26 protein-coding genes are annotated in these 22,402 nt (G+C 50.7%); 22 read left to right on the top strand and 4 right to left on the bottom strand.

Annotated elements, in window-relative coordinates; translation table 11 throughout:
- Positions 1-7 precede the first annotated feature (7 nt).
- Genes AC3RPL_RS15860 through AC3RPL_RS15850 form a run of 3 tightly spaced genes read left to right on the top strand, consistent with a single transcriptional unit; the run spans position 8 to position 2,782 of the window.
- Positions 8-1,813 (top strand): zeta toxin family protein, encoded by a 1,806-nt coding sequence (locus AC3RPL_RS15860; RefSeq protein ID WP_490740793.1) that lies wholly within the window; start codon positions 8-10, stop codon positions 1,811-1,813.
- Complete coding sequence (locus AC3RPL_RS15855; RefSeq protein WP_490740792.1) at positions 1,774-2,307, top strand: hypothetical protein; 534 nt, start codon at positions 1,774-1,776, stop codon at positions 2,305-2,307. Before AC3RPL_RS15860 ends, AC3RPL_RS15855 begins: the two co-directional genes overlap by 40 nt.
- Positions 2,261-2,782, top strand: coding sequence for a hypothetical protein (locus AC3RPL_RS15850; protein WP_201884880.1), 522 nt, complete (start codon positions 2,261-2,263; stop codon positions 2,780-2,782). The genes AC3RPL_RS15855 and AC3RPL_RS15850 overlap by 47 nt, the downstream gene beginning before the upstream one ends.
- A 65-nt stretch (positions 2,783-2,847) precedes the next feature.
- Here AC3RPL_RS15850 and AC3RPL_RS15845 read toward each other — a convergent pair whose 3' ends face one another.
- Positions 2,848-3,309, bottom strand: a complete 462-nt coding sequence (locus tag AC3RPL_RS15845; RefSeq protein WP_273583551.1) for an H-NS family histone-like protein — start codon at positions 3,307-3,309, stop codon at positions 2,848-2,850.
- A gap of 27 nt (positions 3,310-3,336) precedes the next feature.
- On the opposite strand from AC3RPL_RS15845, the gene AC3RPL_RS15840 reads away from it, so the two are divergent.
- The 19 genes from AC3RPL_RS15840 (at position 3,337) to AC3RPL_RS15750 (ending at position 20,330) form a co-directional block, all read left to right on the top strand.
- Positions 3,337-3,990 carry a DotI/IcmL family type IV secretion protein gene (locus tag AC3RPL_RS15840; protein WP_242426117.1) on the top strand — a complete coding sequence of 218 codons (654 nt, stop codon included), beginning with the start codon at positions 3,337-3,339 and terminating at the stop codon, positions 3,988-3,990.
- A 2-nt stretch (positions 3,991-3,992) separates the two neighbouring features.
- Positions 3,993-5,042 (top strand): DotH/IcmK family type IV secretion protein, encoded by a 1,050-nt coding sequence (locus AC3RPL_RS15835; RefSeq protein WP_490740791.1) that lies wholly within the window; start codon positions 3,993-3,995, stop codon positions 5,040-5,042.
- A gap of 13 nt (positions 5,043-5,055) precedes the next feature.
- The gene (gene traO, locus AC3RPL_RS15830; RefSeq protein WP_367168663.1) at positions 5,056-6,219 is read left to right on the top strand and encodes a conjugal transfer protein TraO; all 1,164 of its coding nucleotides are present in this window, start codon (positions 5,056-5,058) and stop codon (positions 6,217-6,219) included.
- Positions 6,220-6,232: 13 nt separating this feature from the next.
- Complete coding sequence (locus tag AC3RPL_RS15825; RefSeq protein WP_490740790.1) at positions 6,233-6,964, top strand: hypothetical protein; 732 nt, start codon at positions 6,233-6,235, stop codon at positions 6,962-6,964.
- A gap of 4 nt (positions 6,965-6,968) precedes the next feature.
- Positions 6,969-7,493, top strand: a complete 525-nt coding sequence (gene traQ / locus AC3RPL_RS15820) for a conjugal transfer protein TraQ (protein WP_130975917.1) — start codon at positions 6,969-6,971, stop codon at positions 7,491-7,493.
- 16 nt (positions 7,494-7,509) lie between these two features.
- A complete protein-coding gene (locus tag AC3RPL_RS15815) occupies positions 7,510-7,890 on the top strand; it encodes a DUF6750 family protein (protein ID WP_130975918.1) in 381 nt (126 codons plus the stop codon).
- 54 nt (positions 7,891-7,944) lie between these two features.
- Complete coding sequence (locus AC3RPL_RS15810) at positions 7,945-8,412, top strand: hypothetical protein (protein ID WP_490740789.1); 468 nt, start codon at positions 7,945-7,947, stop codon at positions 8,410-8,412.
- Entirely contained in the window at positions 8,409-11,648 is a 3,240-nt protein-coding gene (locus AC3RPL_RS15805) for a conjugal transfer protein (RefSeq protein ID WP_490740788.1), read from the top strand. Before AC3RPL_RS15810 ends, AC3RPL_RS15805 begins: the two co-directional genes overlap by 4 nt.
- Positions 11,648-12,859 carry a conjugal transfer protein TraW gene (gene traW, locus AC3RPL_RS15800; protein ID WP_490740787.1) on the top strand — a complete coding sequence of 404 codons (1,212 nt, stop codon included), beginning with the start codon at positions 11,648-11,650 and terminating at the stop codon, positions 12,857-12,859. The genes AC3RPL_RS15805 and traW overlap by 1 nt, the downstream gene beginning before the upstream one ends.
- Before the next feature lie 59 nt (positions 12,860-12,918).
- A complete protein-coding gene (locus AC3RPL_RS15795) occupies positions 12,919-13,500 on the top strand; it encodes a hypothetical protein (RefSeq protein WP_490740786.1) in 582 nt (193 codons plus the stop codon).
- A 119-nt stretch (positions 13,501-13,619) separates the two neighbouring features.
- Positions 13,620-13,862, top strand: coding sequence for a hypothetical protein (locus tag AC3RPL_RS15790; protein ID WP_490740785.1), 243 nt, complete (start codon positions 13,620-13,622; stop codon positions 13,860-13,862).
- Positions 13,859-16,039, top strand: coding sequence for a DotA/TraY family protein (locus AC3RPL_RS15785; RefSeq protein WP_490740784.1), 2,181 nt, complete (start codon positions 13,859-13,861; stop codon positions 16,037-16,039). Before AC3RPL_RS15790 ends, AC3RPL_RS15785 begins: the two co-directional genes overlap by 4 nt.
- 9 nt (positions 16,040-16,048) lie before the next feature.
- A complete protein-coding gene (locus AC3RPL_RS15780) occupies positions 16,049-16,627 on the top strand; it encodes a hypothetical protein (protein WP_490740783.1) in 579 nt (192 codons plus the stop codon).
- A 323-nt stretch (positions 16,628-16,950) separates the two neighbouring features.
- Positions 16,951-17,292: a helix-turn-helix domain-containing protein gene (locus tag AC3RPL_RS15775; RefSeq protein WP_490740782.1), complete on the top strand. Its 342-nt coding sequence runs from the start codon at positions 16,951-16,953 to the stop codon at positions 17,290-17,292.
- A gap of 86 nt (positions 17,293-17,378) precedes the next feature.
- Positions 17,379-17,624: a RepB family protein gene (locus tag AC3RPL_RS15770; RefSeq protein WP_367168669.1), complete on the top strand. Its 246-nt coding sequence runs from the start codon at positions 17,379-17,381 to the stop codon at positions 17,622-17,624.
- Between the two features lie 293 nt (positions 17,625-17,917).
- On the top strand, positions 17,918-18,817 hold the full coding sequence (gene repA / locus AC3RPL_RS15765) for a plasmid replication initiator RepA (protein ID WP_490740781.1): 900 nt from the start codon (positions 17,918-17,920) through the stop codon (positions 18,815-18,817).
- Positions 18,818-19,576: 759 nt separating this feature from the next.
- Positions 19,577-19,795, top strand: a complete 219-nt coding sequence (gene ccdA / locus AC3RPL_RS15760; RefSeq protein WP_490740780.1) for a type II toxin-antitoxin system antitoxin CcdA — start codon at positions 19,577-19,579, stop codon at positions 19,793-19,795.
- A 1-nt stretch (position 19,796) separates the two neighbouring features.
- Positions 19,797-20,102: a CcdB family protein gene (locus AC3RPL_RS15755; protein ID WP_490740779.1), complete on the top strand. Its 306-nt coding sequence runs from the start codon at positions 19,797-19,799 to the stop codon at positions 20,100-20,102.
- A gap of 27 nt (positions 20,103-20,129) precedes the next feature.
- Positions 20,130-20,330, top strand: a complete 201-nt coding sequence (locus tag AC3RPL_RS15750) for a hypothetical protein (RefSeq protein ID WP_070133596.1) — start codon at positions 20,130-20,132, stop codon at positions 20,328-20,330.
- Between the two features lie 57 nt (positions 20,331-20,387).
- Here the strand turns inward: AC3RPL_RS15750 and AC3RPL_RS15745 are convergent, their stop codons facing one another.
- The 3 genes from AC3RPL_RS15745 to AC3RPL_RS15735 form a co-directional block, all read right to left on the bottom strand.
- Positions 20,388-20,651 (bottom strand): CopG family transcriptional regulator, encoded by a 264-nt coding sequence (locus tag AC3RPL_RS15745; protein WP_134898219.1) that lies wholly within the window; start codon positions 20,649-20,651, stop codon positions 20,388-20,390.
- Complete coding sequence (locus AC3RPL_RS15740; protein WP_490740778.1) at positions 20,648-21,304, bottom strand: nucleotide-binding protein; 657 nt, start codon at positions 21,302-21,304, stop codon at positions 20,648-20,650. The genes AC3RPL_RS15745 and AC3RPL_RS15740 overlap by 4 nt, the downstream gene beginning before the upstream one ends.
- A 340-nt stretch (positions 21,305-21,644) precedes the next feature.
- Positions 21,645-22,289, bottom strand: coding sequence for a tyrosine-type recombinase/integrase (locus AC3RPL_RS15735; RefSeq protein WP_490740777.1), 645 nt, complete (start codon positions 22,287-22,289; stop codon positions 21,645-21,647).
- Positions 22,290-22,402: the final 113 nt, after the last annotated feature.

Here is a 22,402-nt window from a genome sequence, read left to right as displayed (position 1 = left end):
CCGCAGAATGGATGAATTCAGTTTTTCCGATAGTGTCGTGGATAATATCGCCCGACATTTCGTTGAGCAGAAAGGGGCTGGCCTTACTGCCAGCGATGCGCCGGTGGCGACTGTGCTGGGAGGATTGCCGGGGGCGGGAAAATCGACGCTGCTTAATGTGTTTCGTGAGGAGCATAATGGCAATGTGCTTGTCGTCAACGCAGATGAATTTCGCCGTTTCCACCCACAGTTTAATGAAATTATCGATAAATACGGTGAGAACTACCCGACTCATACGGCGGCGTTTTCCGGTGCTGTGGCTGAAAGGGTGATTGCGCTGGGGACAGAGAAACGGCTGAATCTGGCTGTTGAGGGGACATTCAGAACCGCACAGACACCGATCAGCACCCTGCAATTGCTCAAAGAAAACGGGTACACCACACAGGTGTATATCAAAGCGGAGAACGCTGAGGTGGCGTGGAACAACACGCTGGTGCGGGCGGAGACGGAACGGGCGATGAACGGAATTGGCCGCACTGTCAGCCGGGCACATTTTGACACGGTAGTGGCGAAGATGCCGGACAACGTGGACACCGTATACCGCAGCGGACTGGCCGACAGCATGAGGGTGTTCACCGTCAGCGAAACGATTTTCGATTCGACCGTGCCTGAGAATGATCCTGAAAAGCTGTCTTCTCTGATTTCCACCATCCAGAATGCCCCAGCCCCGGAACAATCTGCACCTGTGCAGCCGCGCCCGGTATCAGAGGATAATGCAGCCTCGATCCCGCAGGCGGAGAAAAATGGTTTTTCCTTCCCTTCCTCCGAAGACAGCGACGTAGCGCCAGAAGAACGGCTTGATCTCGCCGCACTCATGACCCAGCTAACCCATGAGCGGCACGGTAATGCAGTACGGTATCTGCTGGCCGGGGTGCCTGCCTTTGAAGATCACCGCAGCGGCATCTATATGGCAAGCGAAGACGCTGCCATGTCAAAAGAAATGGTGCTGGTTGCGCTGCAAACCGCCGCCGTCAACTACGGCGGTAGCTTCACTGTGACTGGTTCAGAGGACTTTAAACAGCGAGTTTACGGTCTGATAGCCGAGTATAACCTCAAGGTGTCACTGAATGACCCGGCGCAACGGGAAGCCCTTAGCGCAGTTCAGCAAGCGCATCTGGCGCAGGAACAGGCTCACTCCCCATCCGCAGAGCCTCTTTCTGCTAACGACCATGATGCTTCGCCGCAAACGGCACAGCCTGTAGCCCCGGATGCACAGGTTGCGCAAAACGGCGTAGAACCCGCAGCAGAAGCGATCAGCGCCGAAGAACGCAAGCCGGTACTGCGTGGTGAACTGCTTGACTTTGGCCGGGCGAAATATGAGCACAAGGATGATGAAAAGATGTCATATTTCATCAAGTTGCGTAATGAGCACGGCGAAAAAGAGCATTGGGGGGTGGACTTTCAGCGGGCGCTCAAGGACGCCGGGGTGAAACGGGGCGACATCATCACAGCGGCATTCGTTGGTAATAAGGATGTTGAGGTAAACGCCCCGGTTCGGGATGAAAACGGTAAAATTGTGCGGTATGAAAAAATTATCACGCAGCGCAATGAATGGAAGGTGGCGGCGGAATATCCCAAGCCTACCACGGAAAATCCGACTGCCGCCCGCCCGGACACCTTTACCGCCTATGATGCGTTGACGTACAGGCAGTTGCGTGATGTTGTGCAGGCGATGGTGCTGGAACGGGAACCGACAGCGCGGTTTTCCCCAAACAACCCGGCAGGCGAAACCCTGTGGTTTTTTGCCAATGGCAAGCCCGTCCTGAGTCTGTAGAAAAACCCGCTATTGCGGTATTCAGCGACCAGAACAGGTTATCGGGGGAGGTGGTGTTTGTGCAGGACAGTCAGAACCCAAGTGCGGCCTGTGATGCGCTATTTGTCGCGTCGCGTGATGGGTACATGCAGGGCGTGATCCGCGATCCACAGACTAACACTTACGACCATGTGATAGCGCGGCAGGTCACACAGGAAAAAGACGGGCAGAAAAAAAGTTATTTTACGCTGTCCAGCGTACAAGAGAATGGGCTAAAAATGCTGGGGTATGGTCATGTTTCACCGGATGGCGAAACGCTGGTATACAAACTCCAGCGCAGTGAGCAGTTGCAGCCACTTACGATTGCCAATAAAGACATTAAGGCGATGCCGGGTTTTGCTGAACTATTCAAAAATGCACCGAAAGCGCATAAGCCGCTCCCCAACCAACCAGAGCAGGTAAAAAGACATGAACAAAACGCCACGGCACAACCGATGCCAAGTCCTAAAATGTAGTCTGGTTGCAGGTGTTTTGCTCTTGCCTGCATTTAGCGTTTTAGCCGATCAGAATTGTGCTGCCGGGACAGCCGCACAGAAGGCCGCAGAAGCGGCTCTGAATGCAGAAATTGAGCAAATCAACAAGGAGGCGGAAGACAGTTTCGTCTCCAGTGATGCGATTGGTAAATGCCTAGGTTCACTGTCTACCAGTATTACACTTCCTTCATTTCCGGGGATTGGCGGTGTGCTCGACCGCATTAAACAGGAAGTTTGTCAGGCGGCACGTCAAAAAATCACAGAAAAAATCAGCAGTAAAATCCCCACACAGATTGATCCGTGGGGAGAGCTTTCCCGCAAGTATCTGCCTCAAAATGTGCAACAGTATCTGCCCGACTCGTCGGGTAAGAACGTCCAAATCAATGCCGGAGCAGACGGTGTTAACTCGAATGCTGGCAGCACAAAGGAAAACTCCGCATTCCCGTTCCATCTGTAAAAATGGATTAATGATGTGTAATAATACACATTAATAAAAGCCCGCCGCAACTGGCGGGCTTTTTGTCATTCCTCGTCTTTGACCCGGTATTGTTCCAGTTCTTCGTCGCTCATATCCATGAAGAACACTGGCCGTCTTCCCGTCCCCGTCCATGAGTATGTCACCTGCTTACCGTTGGGTTTGATTTCATCATGACGATACTTAACCGGCAGCCGCGATTTGCGGCGGCGCTGTGTTGTGTCTTTTCGGGCAAGCGCCAGCCCGCTTTTTTTTGTCAGTTCTGTGAACAAATCTTCAAGGTCTGTTTTTGATAGTGTGCTGTTACTCAGGATTGACTTAGCTTCATTTAATATTTCTGATTTTGCGTTTTGCGCATCGGTCTTTTCTTTTATTAAATCATCGACAACCTCAGTGAATTTTCGTAAAATATACTCTAGATCTGCTATGCTTTGCTCACTTATGTAACTTTTTAATTTTCCCTTGTGACGCAAAACAGAAAGGAAATCTGACGTGCTGAACTCTGCCATTGTTTACTCCAGAAACGGGAATGAGTTATGAACCAAAAAGACAACCCTCTTACCAGTGCCCTGCTGGAAGCAAATAGCCGTAATATCCGGGATGTTCTTTCTCGCTACGGGCTGAAAGCCAATCTGTGTTTAGGCGCTGCATTGTGCGTCTCTCTTGTCCTGAATACAACGATGTTTGCCTATATAATTAACACACCTAACAAATATTTTGCCACCAAAAATGGCTTCGTATTGCCGGTGGTTCCCTCCAATGTGCCGGGTTATACCGACACCGATGTGATGGAATTTGCTTCGGCTGTCATGAACCGGGCACTGCAACTTGATTTTGTCCATTATGAACAAACGATTTCATCCCAGAAACAATATTTCACCACAACCGGATATGACAGTTTTTACCGGGCGCTGGAGAGCAGCGGCCAGAAAGAAAACATCGTAAAAGGTAAGCTTAACATCAGAACGTCAATATCGCCGGGTTCTCTGGTCACGGAAGGGTTACTGAACGACCAGAAAACCTATGCGTGGCAATTTAAATATCCGGTGAATATGCAGCGCGTTGGTCATTTTGACACCTACAAGGAAGAACGCTATGACCTGTTTGTGCAGGTTATCCGCGTCAGTACGGACAGCAACCCTAACGGCATCGCAATCGCGGCTGTTGTGCTCAAACCGGCGGAGGCGTAAAAATGCGTAACAGAAAAAACGTACTGGTACTGGCGCTTCTGAGCGGTCTGGGTATTTCGGCGGCCAGTGCCGAACAACCGGACTCGCTGAAAGGGGTGAAAAGCGCTGTCAGTATGCAGCAATCGACACCACAGCAGACGCCACCCTCTGACGCTGTTGCTTCAACTGATACTCCCGCAGACCGACCCGCGCCGACCACGGCGTTACCCCCAGCCCCGACACCCACACCACCCCCGACCGTCAGCATGAAACCGGAAGAAATGGAGCCGTTACCGCCGCCGCTGGCGGAACTGGCCGAGCCAGTAACACCCGGACAGGTACAGACGCTCAAGAAAAAAGTTGATGGTCTGAGCAGGGCGACCCGCAGCCCGCTGGTCACGCCGGTGCCGCGCATCAGCAGCCAGACGGTCAGTCTGTCAGCCGGTGCCGCCATTCCGCAGGTGCGTGTTTTCCCTAATGTGACGACGACTGTCACCTTTTCAGATATTACTGGTGCGCCGTGGGCGCTGGCCGCAGAGCCAGCGAACTCCAATGATAAGCAGATGAATGTTCGCTATGTGGACGGTGCGCCGGTGGTGTATATCCAGCCGATAGTTGATTACGTGGCGGGCAATGTGACGGTGTTCCTTAAAGGACTCCCGACGCCAATTATCATCAATGTGACCTCACAAAGTCCCGCCGATACCCGCAGTACGGTGCAGGTTGATTACCGGCTTGACTTGCGCATCCCGAAACGCAGCCCGGACACGCCGGTGCGCCGCGCCGTCGCCAGCGATAAAATTGGGCTGTACGACAAGGATTTGCAGGCGTTTCTGGACGGCGTACCGCCAGAAGAAGCTACGGTGGTCAAGCTACGAAATGCGCCCCCAGCCATGCGGGCATGGATGATGGGCGACGAACTGGTGTTAAGAACCGATCTGGAGTTGCGCGACGAATTCACGCGGACGCTTTCGGCCATTGACGGCACGCACGTTTATGTGTTGCCCGTTACGCCAGAACTGACGCTTTCAGAAATGGGTAAATCCCGCAGCGTATACGTCAACCTCAACTGACAGGGGCAGCATCATGGCAAGTGAAAAAAGTGGCGACATCAAAAAGCTGGGGCTGATCGGGGGCGGCGTACTGGCTGCTGTGCTGGTTGCAGTCTATTTCATGACCTCTCGCAGCGAATCCCTGTCCACTGATAGCTCGGCGGTGACGGCGCGGAACGTATCGGGTGAGAAGCCAACGGATGTCCTCGACCCTGATTACCGCAAACTGACTGAACTCTACAACCAACAGCAGGGCGACCGGGCGCTGAATAACGGCACCAGTTTTGTCGGCATGGGCGTGAATAACGAGAAAGTGCCACAGCCGGGAAATACAGGCCAGCATTTTAGTTGGGAGGGGGAAAAAGAACCTGCAAAAACCAACAACAATGCACAAGCCAATACCGGTGAATCCGAACAGGAAAAACGGCGAAATGACCGGCTGGCTAAGCTGCTGGAAAAAATAGAAGACGCCAGAACACCCGCTCAAGAAATAAAAACCGGCACCGCCCTGTTTGCGTCCACTGAGAAGGACGGGAACAAACAAAATCAGTGGGTAGCCAGTATTTTTAAATCCGACGATGCCAGCGGCCTGAACAAAGCAGACAAAAATGCGACAACCCCGGCTGTAACACTCATCAAAGCATTGTCCGCTTTTCCCGCTGTGGTGGACTCGGCCACTAATTCAGACAGCCGCAGCATGAAGCTGCTGGCGCATATCGCTTCGGGTAAATATCAGGGCGCAAGGCTGTTTTCCGCTGACATGTCCTTACAGGGTGACGGTGTGGAAGTTAAGTTTACGTCAATGGAGTGGAACGGAGAAACCTATAACGTGGAAGCCTACGCAGTGAATGCGGAAACGCGGGAATTTGCTATCGCCAGCGAAGTGAATAACCGCTGGTTTACACGCATCCTGTTACCGGCTATTGCCAGCGGGATAGGGCAGACCGGCCAACTGTACCGGGACGCGAATTCGCAGATGATCCTGACCCCCGGAGGCAATGAATACCGCACCACTGGCGACCCCAGCGGGAAAGCCATTACCGGCACTATTGCGGGCGGTATTGCGGAGCAGGCGGGCAAAGTGATGGCGGAAGATGCCAGCAAACTGCCGGTGAAACAAGTCACAGTCAACAAAGGAAAAGTGATAGGTATTCAGTTTATTAAAGCCGTCACCGATGCCGATAAAGTCACCCGTTAAGCGAGGAAAATACATGGCGAGCAAAATCTTATCAGGCGGTGAAGATGAAGGTATCACCGACTCTGTAGTTGTGAATACAAATGGCGAAGCCGATGCACCCTCCCGGCAGGCAGCGGAAAGTCACAAGCCCACGCAGGAAAGTAAGCCGCAGCCGTCAGCAGGGGTAATCAAAAACAATAAAACGGGCATGAGTGGCCTGCTGGCCGATAAAGGTCGTCTTGCCACCTATGGCGTGCTCGGTATTGTGGTGGCTGCGTTTCTTTTCTATCTGCTGAGTGATGATGCGCCTCAACAGCCTAAAAACGCGGGCGGTTTCGCCTCCGGCTCACGCAGCGCTCCCCCTCCTGCATCTTCTGCTGCGATTTCATCGGACGCAGTTAATCAGCTTTCCAGCGTGCTGCTCCAGCAACGCAATCAGATTGAAACGCTCACCCAGCAGGTTCAGCAGGTTGGAAATATGGTCGCTCAGCAGCAGGGGCAGATCAGCCAGCTAGAACAGCGGCTGGCATTGTCTTCCGTTGCCGGAACAACGGCACCTGGTGCCCCGGAACAGCGTCGTGGGTATTTGAACAGCACGCTGATTTCTAATATGAAAATCAACGATATTCAGCCCGATCTGGTCTGGGTTCGCTACGGGGGCAAGGTTTACGCCTTGCAGGTGGGGGATTCTTTGGGAGGGACGAAGGTAGTGCAAATTGATTTGCACAACCGCGTCGTTGTTACCACTAATGGCCTGATACGGTGAGATTATGGATTTAGAGAAGGTTCTCGCCGCCCTTGCTGATGGCATGAAGCCGATGATGTATTTCATCTTCGCTATCGCCGGGCTGGTCGGTGTGGTAAAGGTCGGCGAAGTGCTGTTACAGGTCAAGAATCAGGCCAAGCATGGACGCAGCCCGAACTTCACCAGTTCGGTCGTGGCAATAGTCTTTTGCGTGTTCATCATTGCCCTGCCGAATTTTCTCAATATCAGCGGGGCTACGCTTGGTTATGGCTCAATGACTTACGGCGTCACGCAGGTGGCATCGGAAGGTGTCTGGGGTATGGGCGCGAAGACTATCAACAATATCATCGCGCTGGTGCGGGTTCTTGGGGTTTACTTCGTCTACAGCGGGTTGGCGAAAATTGCCAACTCGAATCTGGATGGCCACACCAAAATATCGAGTGTGGAAATGCGTGGCAGTGGCATTGTCAGCGTAATTTGTGGTGTGCTGATGGCCTTCCTGCCGGAGGTGCTGGAAGGTGGACAGCAAACGTTGGGTTTAATCTGGTAAACAAGGAAAAGGCAATATGATGATGAATACATTATACAAAATGAAAATCTGGGCGGACAACGCGAAATACCGTTGTCTGGCGGCCATGATGCTGATGCTGGGGCACCTGCCGGGTGCGCACGCAGCGGGCTGGTTCGACACCATCAATGAAATTGGACAGGGGATGCAGGCGGCAAGAAAGCCCGCGATGCTCATTTTCGGCACGCTGGGCGTTGTTGCGGCGGGGATGGGACTTATCATCATCAAAAACGTCAATGATCCGAAAAAGCAGCAGCAGAATCACGGTCGCGGCGTGGGTTCCGGCGTGATTTACATCTGCGTTGGCGTAGCGCTGATTGCTCTGGCCGTCATCATCAAACGTACTGGTGACACCGCGAATATTCAGACTGAAATCTGATACATCCGCAACCCTGTCCGTGCTACCCCAGACGGACAGGGGACAGGGGGGAATATGGAAAAAAACAAATGTTGTCATACCTGCCGGATTGTCACCGACAAACTGTATCGCTTTCAGGAAGATGATCAGCCTGAGCGGGTTTACTGTCTTCTATGCTTTGAGCAACAAACCGACGAACTCGCCACCGACAGTACAGTCGGCTATTACGGCGTAAAACGGCATCCCCGCGCCAGTTTTGCTTTGTTAAAACGGGCGATGATCCATGCACTTAACAGCCCGGATGAAGTGCAACAGAACAAAGCAAAACTGGTGCTCAGGAAGTTGTCCGAATCGGCAGAACTGATAGCAGACACTTACGGTAGCAATCGCAGCGATGATTTGCGTGACGTTCTGGCACGACACGGACGTCTGATCCTGCTGGACAGTGAAAAGGATATTCAGCAGGAAATTTTCGTTGAAAAAGACAATTTTCCCGATGCCTCGCAGTGGGCGGAAATTTATTCACGGAGAGTGAAAAAATGACGAGCATGATTGAAAACCTGCTGGTGAAATTATCGAAATCAGTGACTGGTGGCAACCTGCTGGGGTATTCCGATCTGGTGACAGTCGTTGGACTCACTGACGAAGACCGGGAGAAACACCCGGAGATCACCCACCCGTACATTATGGTGACGGAGAACAGCGATTACCTGTCCATCATCGAAGTGTCGGGCATCAAGTCTGCATTCAGTGAAAAAGGCTTTGTTGAATATATCGAAAACCTCACGCTGTTATTGACCAATCTGGTGTCCGATCCGGGGCAGAAAATCAGCTACATTTTCGAGCGTGACAGAGGGCGCAACGTTGCTGAACTGCACGAACTCTACAAGCCGCATGTCAATGCCATGCGCCGCCTCAATATTCACCTTGACGATATGCTGGAGAACGAGGCAGGTAAATTTGTCATGCACTACGCCTGTGAAAAAGCCTATATCGTGCTGTATTCCGCCGCCTGCCTGCTGGACAGTGCCGAAATCAAAGAGGAAACAGAAAAAAACAATACCGCAATGTCCGGCATGGAGCGTGTAGACCGGGGGCAAAACCCATTACAACTGACGCTGGAAGGATTGCAACTGGCACATTATGCCGCCCTGAGAAAAATGCTGGAAGCGTTTAAGGGACGTGAGAACGGTCTGATTGTCGATATTCTGGATGTGAAGAAAGCCGGGAATATCATGAAAACGATGCTGTGGCGAACCAGTACCCCGAAAAAATGGGAGCCGCGAACGGTTTATGACAAGGGCTGGTTGTATGAACGGAACAGCGTCAATGAGGTTGACAATATTCTTCCATCACGCCTGAGTGCTCAGTTTTTATCTGGTGAAATACATAAAATCATCGACCGAAAGCATGAAATCGTGGAATGTGACGGGAAGTATTATATCAGCATGTTCATTGACGAAATGCCGTTATATAAAAAGAAATTTCAGGAGTTATTTAAAGCCATAGGTATTAAGATACCCTACCGAATTAAATACGATATTATCAGTGGTGGGAAATTCAAAATTGCATCAAAACGAGTTGCCTTGTCGATACTCCGCGCTATTCCTGCGGTGAGTAAAATTGCCCGCGATATGGATTATGTAAACAACAAGGACGAAACCGATAAATCCGTGCTGTTTTCAATCAACGTTACAACGTGGGGGAACAGCGAGACAGAGGTGAAACGCAACGCCGCGCTGATAGCTAAAGCTGTTGGCGGCTGGGGCGTTACCGAAGTGTCAGCCAGCTACGGCGATCCGGTAATGCCGCTCGTCGGCAGCGTACCGGGGCTGTCGATACGAACCAACGGTGAACTGGCGCTTGCGCCGTTCAGTGAGGTGGCGGAAATGCTGCCGCTTGAGCGCCCGGCCAGCCTGTGGCAAAACGATGGTCTGACTTTTTTCCTTACCGAAGACGACAAGCTCTATCCCTACCGCATCGCCAGCAGTCTTCAACTGAAATGGACAGACATGATAACCGGGACGCCGGGCAGCGGGAAAAGTATGCTCGCTAACCGACTGAATTTCTCCGCTATCTTTTCATCGAATAAAGACCTGCCATTTTGTACATGGATTGACAAGGGACTGAGCGCTGAGGGCAATGTGGACTTGATCAAGTTGTCACTGCCCCCGGAAAAACAACATTTGGTGTCGCACATCATTCTGGAAAACAGCGACCGGTTCCGTGTGAATTTCCTCGAAACCCAGCTTGGGAGCCGTTTTCCTACCGTGCTTGAGCGCGGTTTTATCAAAGATATGCTGTGCGCGTTTTGTATCGACCCGACGACCGGTGAACCGCCGAGTGCAGGCACCATTTCTGCTGTGGTGCTGCAACTCATTGACTTTATGTATATCGAGAAAGCTACCAACAAGGCCAACCGTTACGAACCGGCCATCAATGACGAGGTGCGGGAAGCGGTGGCGTCAGCCGGTATACTGATGATTAAGGGTGCGCAGCATTTAAAAGCGATCAGCCTGCGTGAACTGACCCGTTATCTGGTGATGCTGGGTGAATTGAGTCCAGACAGGGAATTGGACTCTGAAAAAAGCTACGGCTGGGATGATGAATCTTTTAATGCTCTGATTGAAAAGCACAAAGAAGAAATCACGCGCTATGTCGGTCAGGAATGGCTTAAAACAGCCTCTTGGTTCGATATTACCGACGCGCTGTTTGCGGCAGGTAATACCCGTGCGGCTGCACTGGCACACCGCTATGCGATGCCCCGACTGGATGATTTTCAGGCACTAATCACAAGCTCTGCTGAACTTAAAAAGGATTACAACAAGGTCAATATTCCGGGCAGTAGTGAAAACGTGCTTAACTATATCGCCCGTAACTTCAAAACCGCCGCTGCCAAATACCCGGTATTCTCTGACTACACCCGTTATGACCTGAACGCCGAAACGCGGATCATCGTCATTGACATGATGAAAGTCACGGGCGAAAAATCGTCCGGTGAAGGACAACTCCAGACCGGTATCATGTATCTGTTTGCACGACACCTTGCTGCGCGGAATTACTACCTGCCGTACTGTGCAGATTCATTCCTTGATGGACTCGACCCGCAGTATCACGCCTACCATAAAGAGCGTATTTCGGCGTTGTCGGAAGAAATCAAACACATCTTCTATGACGAATCGCACAACTTTCAGGATGTGAAATTTATCCAGAGTGCGCTTAATACCGCTGACCTTGAAGATCGTAAGCTCGGCGTGCGCACCATGTTTTCTTCGCAGTACGTTTCCCACATGCCAGAGTCCGTCACCAAGTCGGTCAATACGTTGCTGATGATGCGCCTTGCGCCGAGCGACCGCGAGTATCTCCGTAGCATTGGCATCAACATTTCTGACGATATTCTCGACCGCTTCGACTGGCTCTCGACGCAGGAAACCAGTGACGGAGGGCGCTACTTCCTTGCCATTTTCCGCACCAAGCGCGGTGACATCTGCCACATCCTGAAAAATGTCATGGGGGTACAACAGGTGTGGGCGCTTAACTCGTCCATTCGTGATCGCAAGCTGCGCAAACTGCTGATTGAGGCGCTGGGCGTCGGCAAAACGTTAACGGTACTGGCCGAGCGGTTCCCGACCGGCAGCGCAGAGAAAACGCTGAACGCGATGCTGGCGGAAACCGGCAACCATTTTAAAACCCGCGCCGAGCAGGAAGACGCTGGCTTAACGCTGGTCGAAACACTGGCCGCAAAACTTATCAAAGAACATCGACTGGAGGCTGTCTGATGCGACCTATCAGGAAAACCCGATTCGCCCTGCTGATGCTAACCGCAGGCGCTGCATCTTATCCGGCGCTGGGCTATACCGTGGTATGCAATGTGACATCTTCCGCACCGATCTCATTGCAAGTTATGCCACAACTGACGGCAGCGAATACCACGTTGGGGGCTATTCAGACCACGCTGATTAATATTGGCACTGCCATTTCACAGCAGGGCGACCGGTCGGCAGCACTGATTAACCAGACCGCCGACAATCAACGCCAGTTCGATATTGAGCAGCGCAGGCAGGAGCGGATTCGTGAAGCTAAAGCTCGGTATCGTGTCGCCAACGACGTATGCGCTACGGCGGTATCCGGGGGCATGGGGGCGGCTAGCCGTGCCGCAGGCGGGGGTAAGCGCACGCTGGCATCATCAAGCAATAATGCGCAGGTCAGACAAGCCTACGATCTGGCGTTTAAAGATCCGGGCATTGAAGCAACGGCGAGCGCGACAACCCACAAAGCCTACTGTGATACGAATGATAAGCAGGCGTATGGCGGGACAGAATTCTGCCAGACCGTTTCCGATATGCCGCGCGGCGACACCTCGTTGTCGTCCGTGTTGGACGGAGCAGGCAAAGAGGGTAAGAAGCCCACGCTCACGTTCACCGAAGAACAAACTGATGCCGCTTTACTGTACACCAAAAATACTGCACAGCGCAGTGCCGGTCGTGCGCCAAGTCGCGCTGAGGTAAAAAGTGCGTCCGGGCGACAATATCTGGGCTTGTTCCAGCAATATCAGGCATACATTGACGCGGCGGCGCAGCCACAGCTTGAGATGATTGCAGCCAGTAAACCTAACGCGGCCACCAAGCAGCCGCTGGACGACGCGCGGAAGGTGCCTAGTATGGCGACGTTCTACGACCAGAACGCCAGCGAAGAAGCAAAGCGTAAGGGGATGATGTCTTTACGTGAATTCGAGCAGTTCGAAGTTTCCCGTCGCTACGCGAATCCGGCCTACCAGACTGATTTGATGATGAAAAACAGTGATGACCTGCTGCGTGAGCAGGTGAATGTGACCAACCTGAATAGCTGGCTGCTGTATGGCCTCAAGCAGCAAGTAGAGAAAAACAATATTCTGCAAGGGCAGATGCTGGCACTTATGGCGCAAAATGAATATGCAGCAAAAATGCAAAGTGTCGTTAGCCAAATGAATCAGTCAGTGGCGAAACAATAAAGGTAATAAATGGCGTAATAGGTTATGATGTAGGCAGGTAATTCAACGAGGAAGTGACGATGAATAAAAACGCAGAGCCGGGAAAAAAGCGCCGTGTCGCGGGCGTCATTTCCTTTATTACCGGATGGTCACAGGTAAAAAACTACACAAAAACGGTACGCAATACGCTAGGCGCGCGCACGCAGACGCTGAAACAAACGCTTGACGACTTGCGGATAGCTAAGGAAGCGGCCAACAAGAAACTGGATAAAATCGGGAATACCCCTTTTGCCGATTTTCGTGCCACCGAACACCAAATCGAGCAGGCACGCGAGACGTTCCTCCGCCAGAAGCGCCTTGCGCTTGCCGGGGTGACGGTATGCGGCAGTGGTGCCATTTTTGCGTTGATACTGACCATCATGGCGCTGTTTACGGGCGAGCCGTACTGGATCATTCGTGCAACATCGCTGATTGTGATATTTGCGTCATTTTTGCTGGTTTGCTTCATGTCCGCACTGCATATCGAATTCAGTGGCTGGAAACTGGTTAACCGCATCAATACCCATGCAGAGGGGGCAACGTTTGCGGCGTTCCGCGCCGAAAACGGGCTGAACAAAACGCTGCGCTTCGGCCAGTGTGGTTTTAAGCGAGGTGAAAAATGATTAGCTTTATAAGAACGCCTGCGCAAATCAGAAAAACCCTTTTACTACAGAAACGCTTTGCACTTGTGGGGGCGACCATTTTTATCTTTTGTTTCGTCCCTAGCCTTTTGATGACGTTAATGGCTCTGATTGTTGGCGAAAGAGAGTGGATAGTGCAGTGGTTGGCTCTGGTTGTGCTGAGCGTACCGTTTCTATTATTCAACAGCATGTTTGCTCTACACGTCGAATTCAAAGGCTGGAAACTGGTCAACGGTATCAGTACCAAAGCAGAAGGGGCGACGTTTGCAGCATTCCGCGCCGACAACGGCCTGAAAAAGACGCTGCGCTTTCGTCAGTGTGGCTTTAAGCGAGGTGAAAAATGATGAACTTCATTGTGCGACGTACATTATTACTGTTGCTGACACTCGCGCCGGGACTGGTTTTTGGTGCCGACAGTGTGACGCCGCAGACGCTGTGGGAACGGTCAAAAGAAACGACTGACCTTTCACGCCGTGCGCTTACCCTGATGCTGGGCGATGTGGTGAATCACCCGCTACAGTCCGCCTCGGACGGCGGTTTTCTGGGGCCGGTATTTTTCGTTCTTAATATGACGCTGTTGTGCGTCATGAGCGTCTATCTGGGGTATTCCTTCTTCCGCAAAATCGGACAAGGGGCGACGACCGGCGCGGTGTTACAGGGCAACGCAAACAGTGGGAACAGCATAGTTAAAACGCTGTTCGGCTTATTCATGCTGGTGCCGACTAAATCAGGTTGGGCGCTCTCGCAACTGATATTCCTGTGGATGGCCTCGTTGGGGATTGGCGGCGCGAATCTTATCACCGACAAAATCGCCGACCAGATAGGGAAAGGCGAAGCCCTGTACAGCCAGCCCGCTATTCCTGCCGTGGCGAGCACAGCTAAATCGTTGGTAGAAATGCGGCTGTGTATGCTTGGTATTAATCACGGACTGGCGCAGATGAAAGCAGCCGGAGAAGCCTACGAAAGCCGCGCTGAAATGCACATGGTAACGCCGAAAGATGGCACGGTGGCGATGAAAATTTCCAACGGCACGGCAAGCTGTGGTGAAGTCAGTTACCGTTCGATTGAACTAAAAAGCGGGTTTATGGCGTCCATGCTACCGGGGAGTGCGGCCTATTTGCAGGCGGTGGACAAAGCGCAGCAACAGGCCACGATTGAACTGACAAATAATGCTGCTAAGACAGCCGATCACTTTTACGAAGCCTACAACGCGAAGTTAAGTTCCGGGGAAGGTACGCTGCCTGATATTGCTCAGGATATACAGACAGCAGCCGAGCGCTACCAGAAAACTATCGGGCAGGCGCTCAGGGCTAAACCCTCTGGCGGTGAGGCGACTGATGCTGTGGCGAAAAGTATCAAAGAGCAGGGTTGGATGGGGCTGGGAACCTACTACCGCACTCTGTCCACAGCTAACAGCAATCTGGCGGCCGTGGCAAACAATGTGGCTACCGTAACCCCGTCGAACGGTATAGGAGACGTGGGTTCCACGGACTACTACAAGGGATTATATCAGGCTTATCAGGCGCGTTTGCAAAATACCGAATATGTGGCACCGCTCGGTGCACGAGAGGGCAGCAGCGTTGCGGAAATGGATGTTGCCAAATCACAAACGCCGGAAGGGGGGCTTTCCTTGCTGAGTAAAATGTTCGATTTGCAGAATGTTTTTAGCTGGCAAGCAGGTAGCGGAGACGGTGAAACCGATATTCAGAATCCGATAATCCGAGTGAAGGAAATTGGTGACAGGGCGATGATTGTCGGTGAAACCGGCTTTGCAATTTATGTCGCTGCTAAAGGAGCCGCTGCGGCATCGGAAAGTTTTAGTTTAGTAGGGTTAGCGGCTAAAGCTGGCGATTTCTTTACTCAAGGGACAGTATCAGCGATGAAAGCGGCTGTAGAAGCAGTGGCTCCGCTGATTTTAACTCTGTTCATATTAATAATGGTTCTGGGATCAATGATGGGAGTGTTTTTTCCGCTGATACCAGTCATTAACTGGATAATGGCTCTGGTGGAGTGGTTCGTGGTGGTGCTTACCGGCATAGCTGCGTCAACACTGTGGGCGGTGGCGCACGTCAATGTGGCCGATAAAGCGGGAGATCGTTCTACCACAGGTTACATTTTTATCATTGACGTATTACTGCGCCCCCTGCTGATGGTTTGTGGTTTTGTGTTTGCGATGCTGGTATTAACAGCAACCGGTACGCTATTTGATGTGTTGTTTATTCCTGCTTTCCGCGATGTGCAGGGTGACTCAGTGACCGGATTGCTCACGCTGCTGGCGTTGCTGGTTGTGTATGCCCGCGTGATGGGCGGTATCATTATGTGGATATTCATGCTGCCAATCCGCTTGCCAAATTGGGTAATAAGCTGGATTGGCGACCGGGGCTATGATTCGATTCTAGGTGATGCTGTGAATCATGTAGGACGCACTTTCGTGGCTGGGTTGGGGCTGAGAGGAAATGGTGGTAAGCCGAGCCAATCAGCGAAGGATGATCAGAAACCGACCGATAAAGGTTTTAAGTGAGGTGCCTTTATGAAGAATCCATTAATCATTCGGCAATGTAAGTTTTCTCTATGGAGTAAATATTCCAAATCTTTGGCGGCTCAGGCATATAGAGAAATTATAAACGATGGTTTTTTCCAAGCAGATTACCTCTTCGGGACAGGAAAAGAAGTCTACGCCTTTGATCTAATTAATGGAGTGTTCCTTTACTGTCAGGCAGAACCAAATAGGTACTCAGGGAGGCTGGTAACTCTGATCGAGTACGAGTTTTATAGTGGGTTCCGTGTTGCTACAGATGGTAATCACTCGTTTGTATTAGAATGGTTTTTCCACCTAGCAAGCCTCCCATTATTAAGGGCTAAAAGAGATAGGTTTTACTACAAACCTACGGAAGAGTTTGTAACTATGCTGAATGCTCGTAATCAGGGAGTTATCAACGCCACCCGCAAGCTAGGGTATACCCAATGGCGCGAGAAGATGAAACGTAAAGGCTGGCTGATTGACCGCGAGGTTGACAATCAGATCATGGCGCAACGGCGCGGTGAGCAGGTGCTGGAAATCGTTCCTCTGGAAGAACTGGAAGGAACGAGCAACATGCAAGGTCGGTGATATTCCGCTTCCTCGCTCACTGACTCGCTGCGCTCGGTCGTTCGGCTGCGGCGAGCGGTGACGGTTTAATGACAAGAGCAATTAATTAAGCAGGCGATTCATTTGCATAAACGCCTACTTTATTTTGTTGTTTTTAAAGGTGGTTTTCTGGTGTTGGCACAAGATTTTGGTTTCTGATGTTCTGCTTTGGTGGTCTTAGAAAAGCGAGAGCAGGGCTAGATAATAACACGGATGTATGCAAAAAAAAACCGGTCGATTCATTTTGTCGTCATGATAGTGTCTTGAGCCTTGTAAGATGAAACTCCCAAAGGGGGTTTATTTACATGGTGCCAAAAAGACTTAAAGAGGCTCGGATAGCCGCAGGTTTATCCCAGGAAAAACTATCGGAACTGCTTGGTGTTGAAGGAGTTAACACTCGCTCTCGCCTGTCAAGTTATGAGGTAGGTAGGACAGAAGCCCCTTTTAGTCTGGTAAAGAAAATTGCAAAGATTCTAGATTATCCTGAAAACTATTTTTATACGGAAGATGACAACTTTGCAAAAGCCGTTTTGGAGTACCACAGGAACCGGACGAAAGCAGATTTTAATCCTTATTACACAGTGTTAGTTGACGTGAAAGACAAAATAGAGCAACTAAATGCGTATATGGGAAAGGTGATCGATTGAACTCTATCTACCTAAAAATAAAGGTAAATTTAATGGGCTGTGCTAGAATGTTGAGTTTGGTCAATGCTATTGAGGCGGGTTGAACAATGTCTGAGCAGCCAGAAAAAAAAGTTAAGCGCGAGTATCGTAAGGGCGATCCTTTAACCAAAACAGAATACAACACAAGATATGAATCTATAAAAACGCGGACACATAAATTAGTCAGGGTCTATGTGCCCTATGCGATTGCCGACGATTTTAAGAAGGTTTGTAAAGATGTCGGAATGACACAGCAGGAAGCCATTTCTGTGGCAATGCTAGATTATCTGGAAAAAGTAAAAAAACTAAAGTAATTTTGGATTATCCAGAAAATCTTGACGCATCAATAGTCGAGTGCTAGATTCAACAACATTACTGGCACGGCGCAGCCGGAAGTGCGCTAAAGGAAGGGTGGATTCGTTAGGATGAAGCCCAAAAAGGAAAACCCCGAAATCTGACACCAACCGCCAAGAAGGATTCAGATATACGGGGCTACACAAAGTTACTACATAGAATTATTGCTCTATGTGGTGGAGTATAGTGACATGTACAACGTTTTGCAAGTCTCTAACAGTGCTCTTTCTGCGCAATATACGCGCAGAATATTGTGACTGATTTTAACATTCTTACCCCAGATAATTCTCCCCGCAAAGGATGGCGTAGCTGTTACGTTACGAACCCCAATCCTGTCTATTCTGCACCTAAAGAATGCGCCAATCCGCCGCGTATCATCACAGCTTTACGTAAAGCGGCTGAAACATCTAATCCGGCCAGACACCCTATCTGGCGTACAGCAGATCGCTTCCATGCCATCACCCATCAGCGGTTGCCGAAAGAACGTGCGATGAATAAGCACCGCGCCCGTGCGGTAAACGCGATTTGTGTGTGTTTTGCAGATCGTCTCAATATTGTTACCGGCAAAGTGTATATGACGCTGGCGCAAATCTCCGACAGTTGCGGTCTGACCACCTACAATAAGGATGGAACCCCCTGCTACAGTCGCGCCAGCCGTGCCATTAACGAGCACCTTGAAGCCATTGGTGCAATCCATTGCGACCGGGTATGGGACGAGACAACCGGCTCATGGATTCCGAACCTGATATGGGTATCTGAACTATTTTTTACCCTGATAGGTTACGAGTACGGGAAATATGAAGCAGCACAACAGCAGCAACTGGCATGGGAAAACAAAGGGCTGAAAGAACAAGGCGAACAGGCTATTTCACTGACCGAAGCCCGCAGACGGGCAAAGGTCAGGCATATCCAGACGGCATTTGAAATACGAGCCAAAAAACGCGCGTTCAAAACGCAGCTACGTCAGGCCAGAAAACTTGCCGCGATGGAAAAGCAGCAGGCACAGGCCAAAATCCTTAATGACCTCGTTAAACTCTACACGCAGGAAGAACTGACCGCGATGGGACATGTTGAACTTAAAAGACAGGTCGAGCATCGCTATGCGGCCATGAGAAAGCTCGCCACTGCGCCACCCGCGTTGACCCCTCAGTGAACCCACCTTTATCCGGCCATACGTAGCCGGAGGATTTGCCGCGTCTGTGCGAAATTGGCGCTTAAAAACTATACGATCAACGCCCCGCCCTACCCCCCGAACATGATGGTGCCCCCGAAAATCGGGTGCTCCGGTAATTTATCCCCACTTAAATGCAAACGCAGAGTGATATAAAGATGCAATCATCAGGAATAGACGCAAATTCACTGTTTTACTTCTTTTAATTCCTTTAACAGAAAAAGAATAAATAACGAGAAAAAAACCTGTTGATAATGCCTTCGCTTGCAGCGGCATTCGCCGCGCCGCTCAGAAGAAAACCCGCCCGGAGACACCCAACAAAACCGCGCACACCTCACCCACCTGAAAAGCCGCGCCGCCCCCGGCCAGAGGCCGGGGAACAGAGCCGCTTTTAGATGGATGTTGTAACTATAATATTGTACCGCTGCCAGTGGTGTTGCTTTGCGCTATGAGTACACGCGCCTAAGCGCCCGCAAACGGTCGCTAAGGCGGAGATACGCCACGGCTTCGGCTTTGCCTTGCCGTGACCACTCCGACCGCGTACAGCAGCGTTCACGTCGCTGTTGGTTCCTTATGGCTTAGCAGGAACGGGGAATTGTCACGGCTAACGCCGTAACGCTTTTTTTGTCCTCGCTGCGCTGCGGGGCTTCCGGCGCGTTGCGCCTCCCATGCCCTGACGGGCATATTTTGCCATATGCTTACTTACGATATATACTCAGGGTATTCAAAATGAGGTGCAATATGAAACACAGAGTGAGTGTGACCGTCGATAGAGACAATTATCAGTTACTGAATGCTGCCGGGGTGAATGTTTCCGGCCTTGTCAACGAGGCCATCGGCAACGAAGCCCGCCGAATCAAGGCCGAGCGCTGGAAAGCAGAAAACCGGGCTGGAATGGAGGAAGTCGCCGCGTTCATTTCTCAACACGGCTCTTTTGCCGACGAAAACCGGAACTGGTGAGATGCAATTTACTGTCTATGAATACCGGCGGGAAAGCGCCTATACGATGTTCGTTGATGTGCAGAGTGATATTGTTGAAACGGCTGAACGCCGGATGGTGATCCCTCTGGTTGAAGCCCGTCACTTTTCGGCAAAAGTCAGCCCGGCATTGTTTCCGGTTATTCAGGTATCGGGAATCGATTACCGGTTACTGACCACCGAACTCGCCAGCGTAAACACCCGTTTCTTCGGTGAAGTTTTAGGCGATGCCAGCCCTGATGCCGAAGCCATCAAGAACGCACTGAACCTGATGTTCTGGGGGGTATAGAAAATCGACATATTTGTTGGGGTTCTGATGGTGGCTCTCGGATTCTGGACGTTAATTGATTCGTATACGTCCTTTAAAAAAGGCGTATTCAGAGAGTACCGGAAGATGGCTCCCTACGTGTACTACTATAAAGGCGATAAATGGTTCGTCTACAAAGTCATTGAGAATGCGGTGCTGGGGTTAGGTATGCTGGGATTTGCTATCTGGTTCTGGTCAAGGATACTTTGACATCCTCCCCGCCCTAAAGAACGGGGAAGATGTAAATTGCGCTTTTTTGGATGTTTCCTATCTTTTTTTGTTTGCTTCCAGCAACCAATGATTTTTTTCATTTGGCGCCATATTACTAAATGCCAGCAACGCCGCTTTCAGCACGGTGGTGCGGTTCTGTTCCGATAAATCACTTTCTTCATCAATAAGGTCACGATAAAACTGCTGCAACACAAAGGATGTTGGCTTGGATGCTCCTTTGGCCGGTACTTGTCTGGCCTCACGCACGAAAGCACTTGGCGTTGTCACCTCTGCCTCAACAGGCGGTTTTTTCAATCTCATGGTACAAGCCCCAATTCATTTGCCAGTAATTCGATTTGTGCTTTTGCCTTACCCAGACTGGAGGCGCGGTCAACGTCATGTACGCCAGCGCCGATGTTTGCGCAATCTTCATAAACGGTCAGTTCACCAATGCGGGTATTCAGCGGCCTGAGCCATACATCGTCGCTCTTTAGCTCCTTGGCTAATTCAGCGGCAGTGGCTGTTCGGTTATGTTTGACACGGGTGAATAGAACGAAAGGACGAAGTTTGGTATTACCCATTTTCTGCGCTTTTCTGACCGTTGCGGTTACATCTGTCAACGTTTCAGCTTCAAAGTCGGAAGACGGTTTGATTGGCGTAATGAAAACATCCGCGACGGTAAGAGCGCTGCGGTATTCTGCGTTATCGAAACCCGGACAATCGACGATCACCACGTCAGCAAGCCGAGCAGCTTTAGTTATCGGTTCAGCAATGTTCCCATAGGCTTCCTGTACGGGAATAACGGGCAATCCCTGCTTCTGGCGTTTTTCCTGCCAGTTGAGCAGCGCTTTATCTTTGCCTGCTTTGAACAGAATGACTCGTTTACCACTCTGCAACAGGTAAACGGCAAGGTTCACCGCTGTTGTCGATTTTCCGACACCACCTTTATCTGAAGCAATCAATAAGATTGACATTTGCATACCCTCTGTATACTGCCGCTATAGTTTAGCTATTTGTGCATAGCTTGTATATCAGTATGGCTACGCTATATATTTATAGCGATGGCATATCTATAAATAAACTATACTTCAATAGTTTTACTATAGCAATACTAAAGCTATAAAAACATAGCTATGTTATGCGTATGTAATACTGTATGTGTGCTATGGTTTTGCTATCTTTTTGTGACTATAATTTAGCTATGTGGCTGCTATTGCATAGCTTCTAAATGATAGCATTGATATTACTATATATTTGCTATCTTATGGCTATAATATAGCCGTATTAGATATTAAAATGTTGATTTTTTCAGGTTTATTGACTGAATCTGACGCTACCCAGCCAGTTCAGGTCGAGCGTAAATATCCGCGTGTATATTTCGGTTGAGGAAACACGACTGTGACCCAGATATGCCTGTATTACTTTCAGGGGGACGCCATGTAACAGCAAGTGCATGGCAAAACTGTGGCGGAAAGTATGGCAGGTAATGGGATCTACCGGAAACGTCACGTTATCATCGGCTGCGCGGGTAATGGCAGCACTGATCCAGTTACGGGGGGTATTGTCGCTCGACAACGGCCAGAAACGCTCATGCTGACGCAGCCCGAACGTGGCAATATATTCCCTCACCCGGCGCTGGTAATGGGGATCGGGGAGGGCAACCGCACGGCTGATACGTTCACCCCTCACCGGTCTTCCCCTTCCGCGCTGGCGCTGCTTGAGCGTCCGCAGCACGACAAATGCCTGATGTCCATGAAGATGAAAATCCCCCGGCGTCAGGGACAGCACTTCATTAATACGGCCACCGGTATTCCACAGCGTCTCAAGTAACAGGCGCTGGCGCAGATCCGGCACATAATCCAGCAAACACTGAATTTCACCGGCCAGCAGGTAACGTGGCAGATCCAGATCGGCAGCAACCGCCATCGCCCGCATGGTTGCCGCCGTTTCAGCCGTCATATATGTCTGTCCGCCTGAAATGACGGAGGTGCTGTGTGAATTCTGGCCTGCAAGAGGCAGTGTTTGCCCTGAATTTTTAAAATTATTCATCATTTTCATTATTTTTCTTATTC

The organism is Erwinia papayae, assembly GCF_058241465.1.
This window is presented reverse-complemented; position numbering and strand designations above follow the sequence as displayed.

What these genes read in the sequence shown, in the direction of transcription:
- AC3RPL_RS15860 (WP_490740793.1), top strand. Translation starts at nt 8, where the DNA reads ATGGATGAATTCAGTTTTTCCGATAGTGTCGTGGATAATATCGCCCGA.
- AC3RPL_RS15850 (WP_201884880.1), top strand. Translation starts at nt 2,261, where the DNA reads ATGAACAAAACGCCACGGCACAACCGATGCCAAGTCCTAAAATGTAGT.
- AC3RPL_RS15845 (WP_273583551.1), bottom strand. Translation starts at nt 3,309, where the DNA reads ATGGCAGAGTTCAGCACGTCAGATTTCCTTTCTGTTTTGCGTCACAAG.
- AC3RPL_RS15840 (WP_242426117.1), top strand. Translation starts at nt 3,337, where the DNA reads ATGAACCAAAAAGACAACCCTCTTACCAGTGCCCTGCTGGAAGCAAAT.
- AC3RPL_RS15835 (WP_490740791.1), top strand. Translation starts at nt 3,993, where the DNA reads ATGCGTAACAGAAAAAACGTACTGGTACTGGCGCTTCTGAGCGGTCTG.
- traO (WP_367168663.1), top strand. Translation starts at nt 5,056, where the DNA reads ATGGCAAGTGAAAAAAGTGGCGACATCAAAAAGCTGGGGCTGATCGGG.
- AC3RPL_RS15825 (WP_490740790.1), top strand. Translation starts at nt 6,233, where the DNA reads ATGGCGAGCAAAATCTTATCAGGCGGTGAAGATGAAGGTATCACCGAC.
- traQ (WP_130975917.1), top strand. Translation starts at nt 6,969, where the DNA reads ATGGATTTAGAGAAGGTTCTCGCCGCCCTTGCTGATGGCATGAAGCCG.
- AC3RPL_RS15815 (WP_130975918.1), top strand. Translation starts at nt 7,510, where the DNA reads ATGATGATGAATACATTATACAAAATGAAAATCTGGGCGGACAACGCG.
- AC3RPL_RS15810 (WP_490740789.1), top strand. Translation starts at nt 7,945, where the DNA reads ATGGAAAAAAACAAATGTTGTCATACCTGCCGGATTGTCACCGACAAA.
- AC3RPL_RS15805 (WP_490740788.1), top strand. Translation starts at nt 8,409, where the DNA reads ATGACGAGCATGATTGAAAACCTGCTGGTGAAATTATCGAAATCAGTG.
- traW (WP_490740787.1), top strand. Translation starts at nt 11,648, where the DNA reads ATGCGACCTATCAGGAAAACCCGATTCGCCCTGCTGATGCTAACCGCA.
- AC3RPL_RS15795 (WP_490740786.1), top strand. Translation starts at nt 12,919, where the DNA reads ATGAATAAAAACGCAGAGCCGGGAAAAAAGCGCCGTGTCGCGGGCGTC.
- AC3RPL_RS15790 (WP_490740785.1), top strand. Translation starts at nt 13,620, where the DNA reads ATGGCTCTGATTGTTGGCGAAAGAGAGTGGATAGTGCAGTGGTTGGCT.
- AC3RPL_RS15785 (WP_490740784.1), top strand. Translation starts at nt 13,859, where the DNA reads ATGATGAACTTCATTGTGCGACGTACATTATTACTGTTGCTGACACTC.
- AC3RPL_RS15780 (WP_490740783.1), top strand. Translation starts at nt 16,049, where the DNA reads ATGAAGAATCCATTAATCATTCGGCAATGTAAGTTTTCTCTATGGAGT.
- AC3RPL_RS15775 (WP_490740782.1), top strand. Translation starts at nt 16,951, where the DNA reads ATGGTGCCAAAAAGACTTAAAGAGGCTCGGATAGCCGCAGGTTTATCC.
- AC3RPL_RS15770 (WP_367168669.1), top strand. Translation starts at nt 17,379, where the DNA reads ATGTCTGAGCAGCCAGAAAAAAAAGTTAAGCGCGAGTATCGTAAGGGC.
- ccdA (WP_490740780.1), top strand. Translation starts at nt 19,577, where the DNA reads ATGAAACACAGAGTGAGTGTGACCGTCGATAGAGACAATTATCAGTTA.
- AC3RPL_RS15755 (WP_490740779.1), top strand. Translation starts at nt 19,797, where the DNA reads ATGCAATTTACTGTCTATGAATACCGGCGGGAAAGCGCCTATACGATG.
- AC3RPL_RS15750 (WP_070133596.1), top strand. Translation starts at nt 20,130, where the DNA reads ATGGTGGCTCTCGGATTCTGGACGTTAATTGATTCGTATACGTCCTTT.
- AC3RPL_RS15745 (WP_134898219.1), bottom strand. Translation starts at nt 20,651, where the DNA reads ATGAGATTGAAAAAACCGCCTGTTGAGGCAGAGGTGACAACGCCAAGT.
- AC3RPL_RS15740 (WP_490740778.1), bottom strand. Translation starts at nt 21,304, where the DNA reads ATGTCAATCTTATTGATTGCTTCAGATAAAGGTGGTGTCGGAAAATCG.
- AC3RPL_RS15735 (WP_490740777.1), bottom strand. Translation starts at nt 22,289, where the DNA reads ATGACGGCTGAAACGGCGGCAACCATGCGGGCGATGGCGGTTGCTGCC.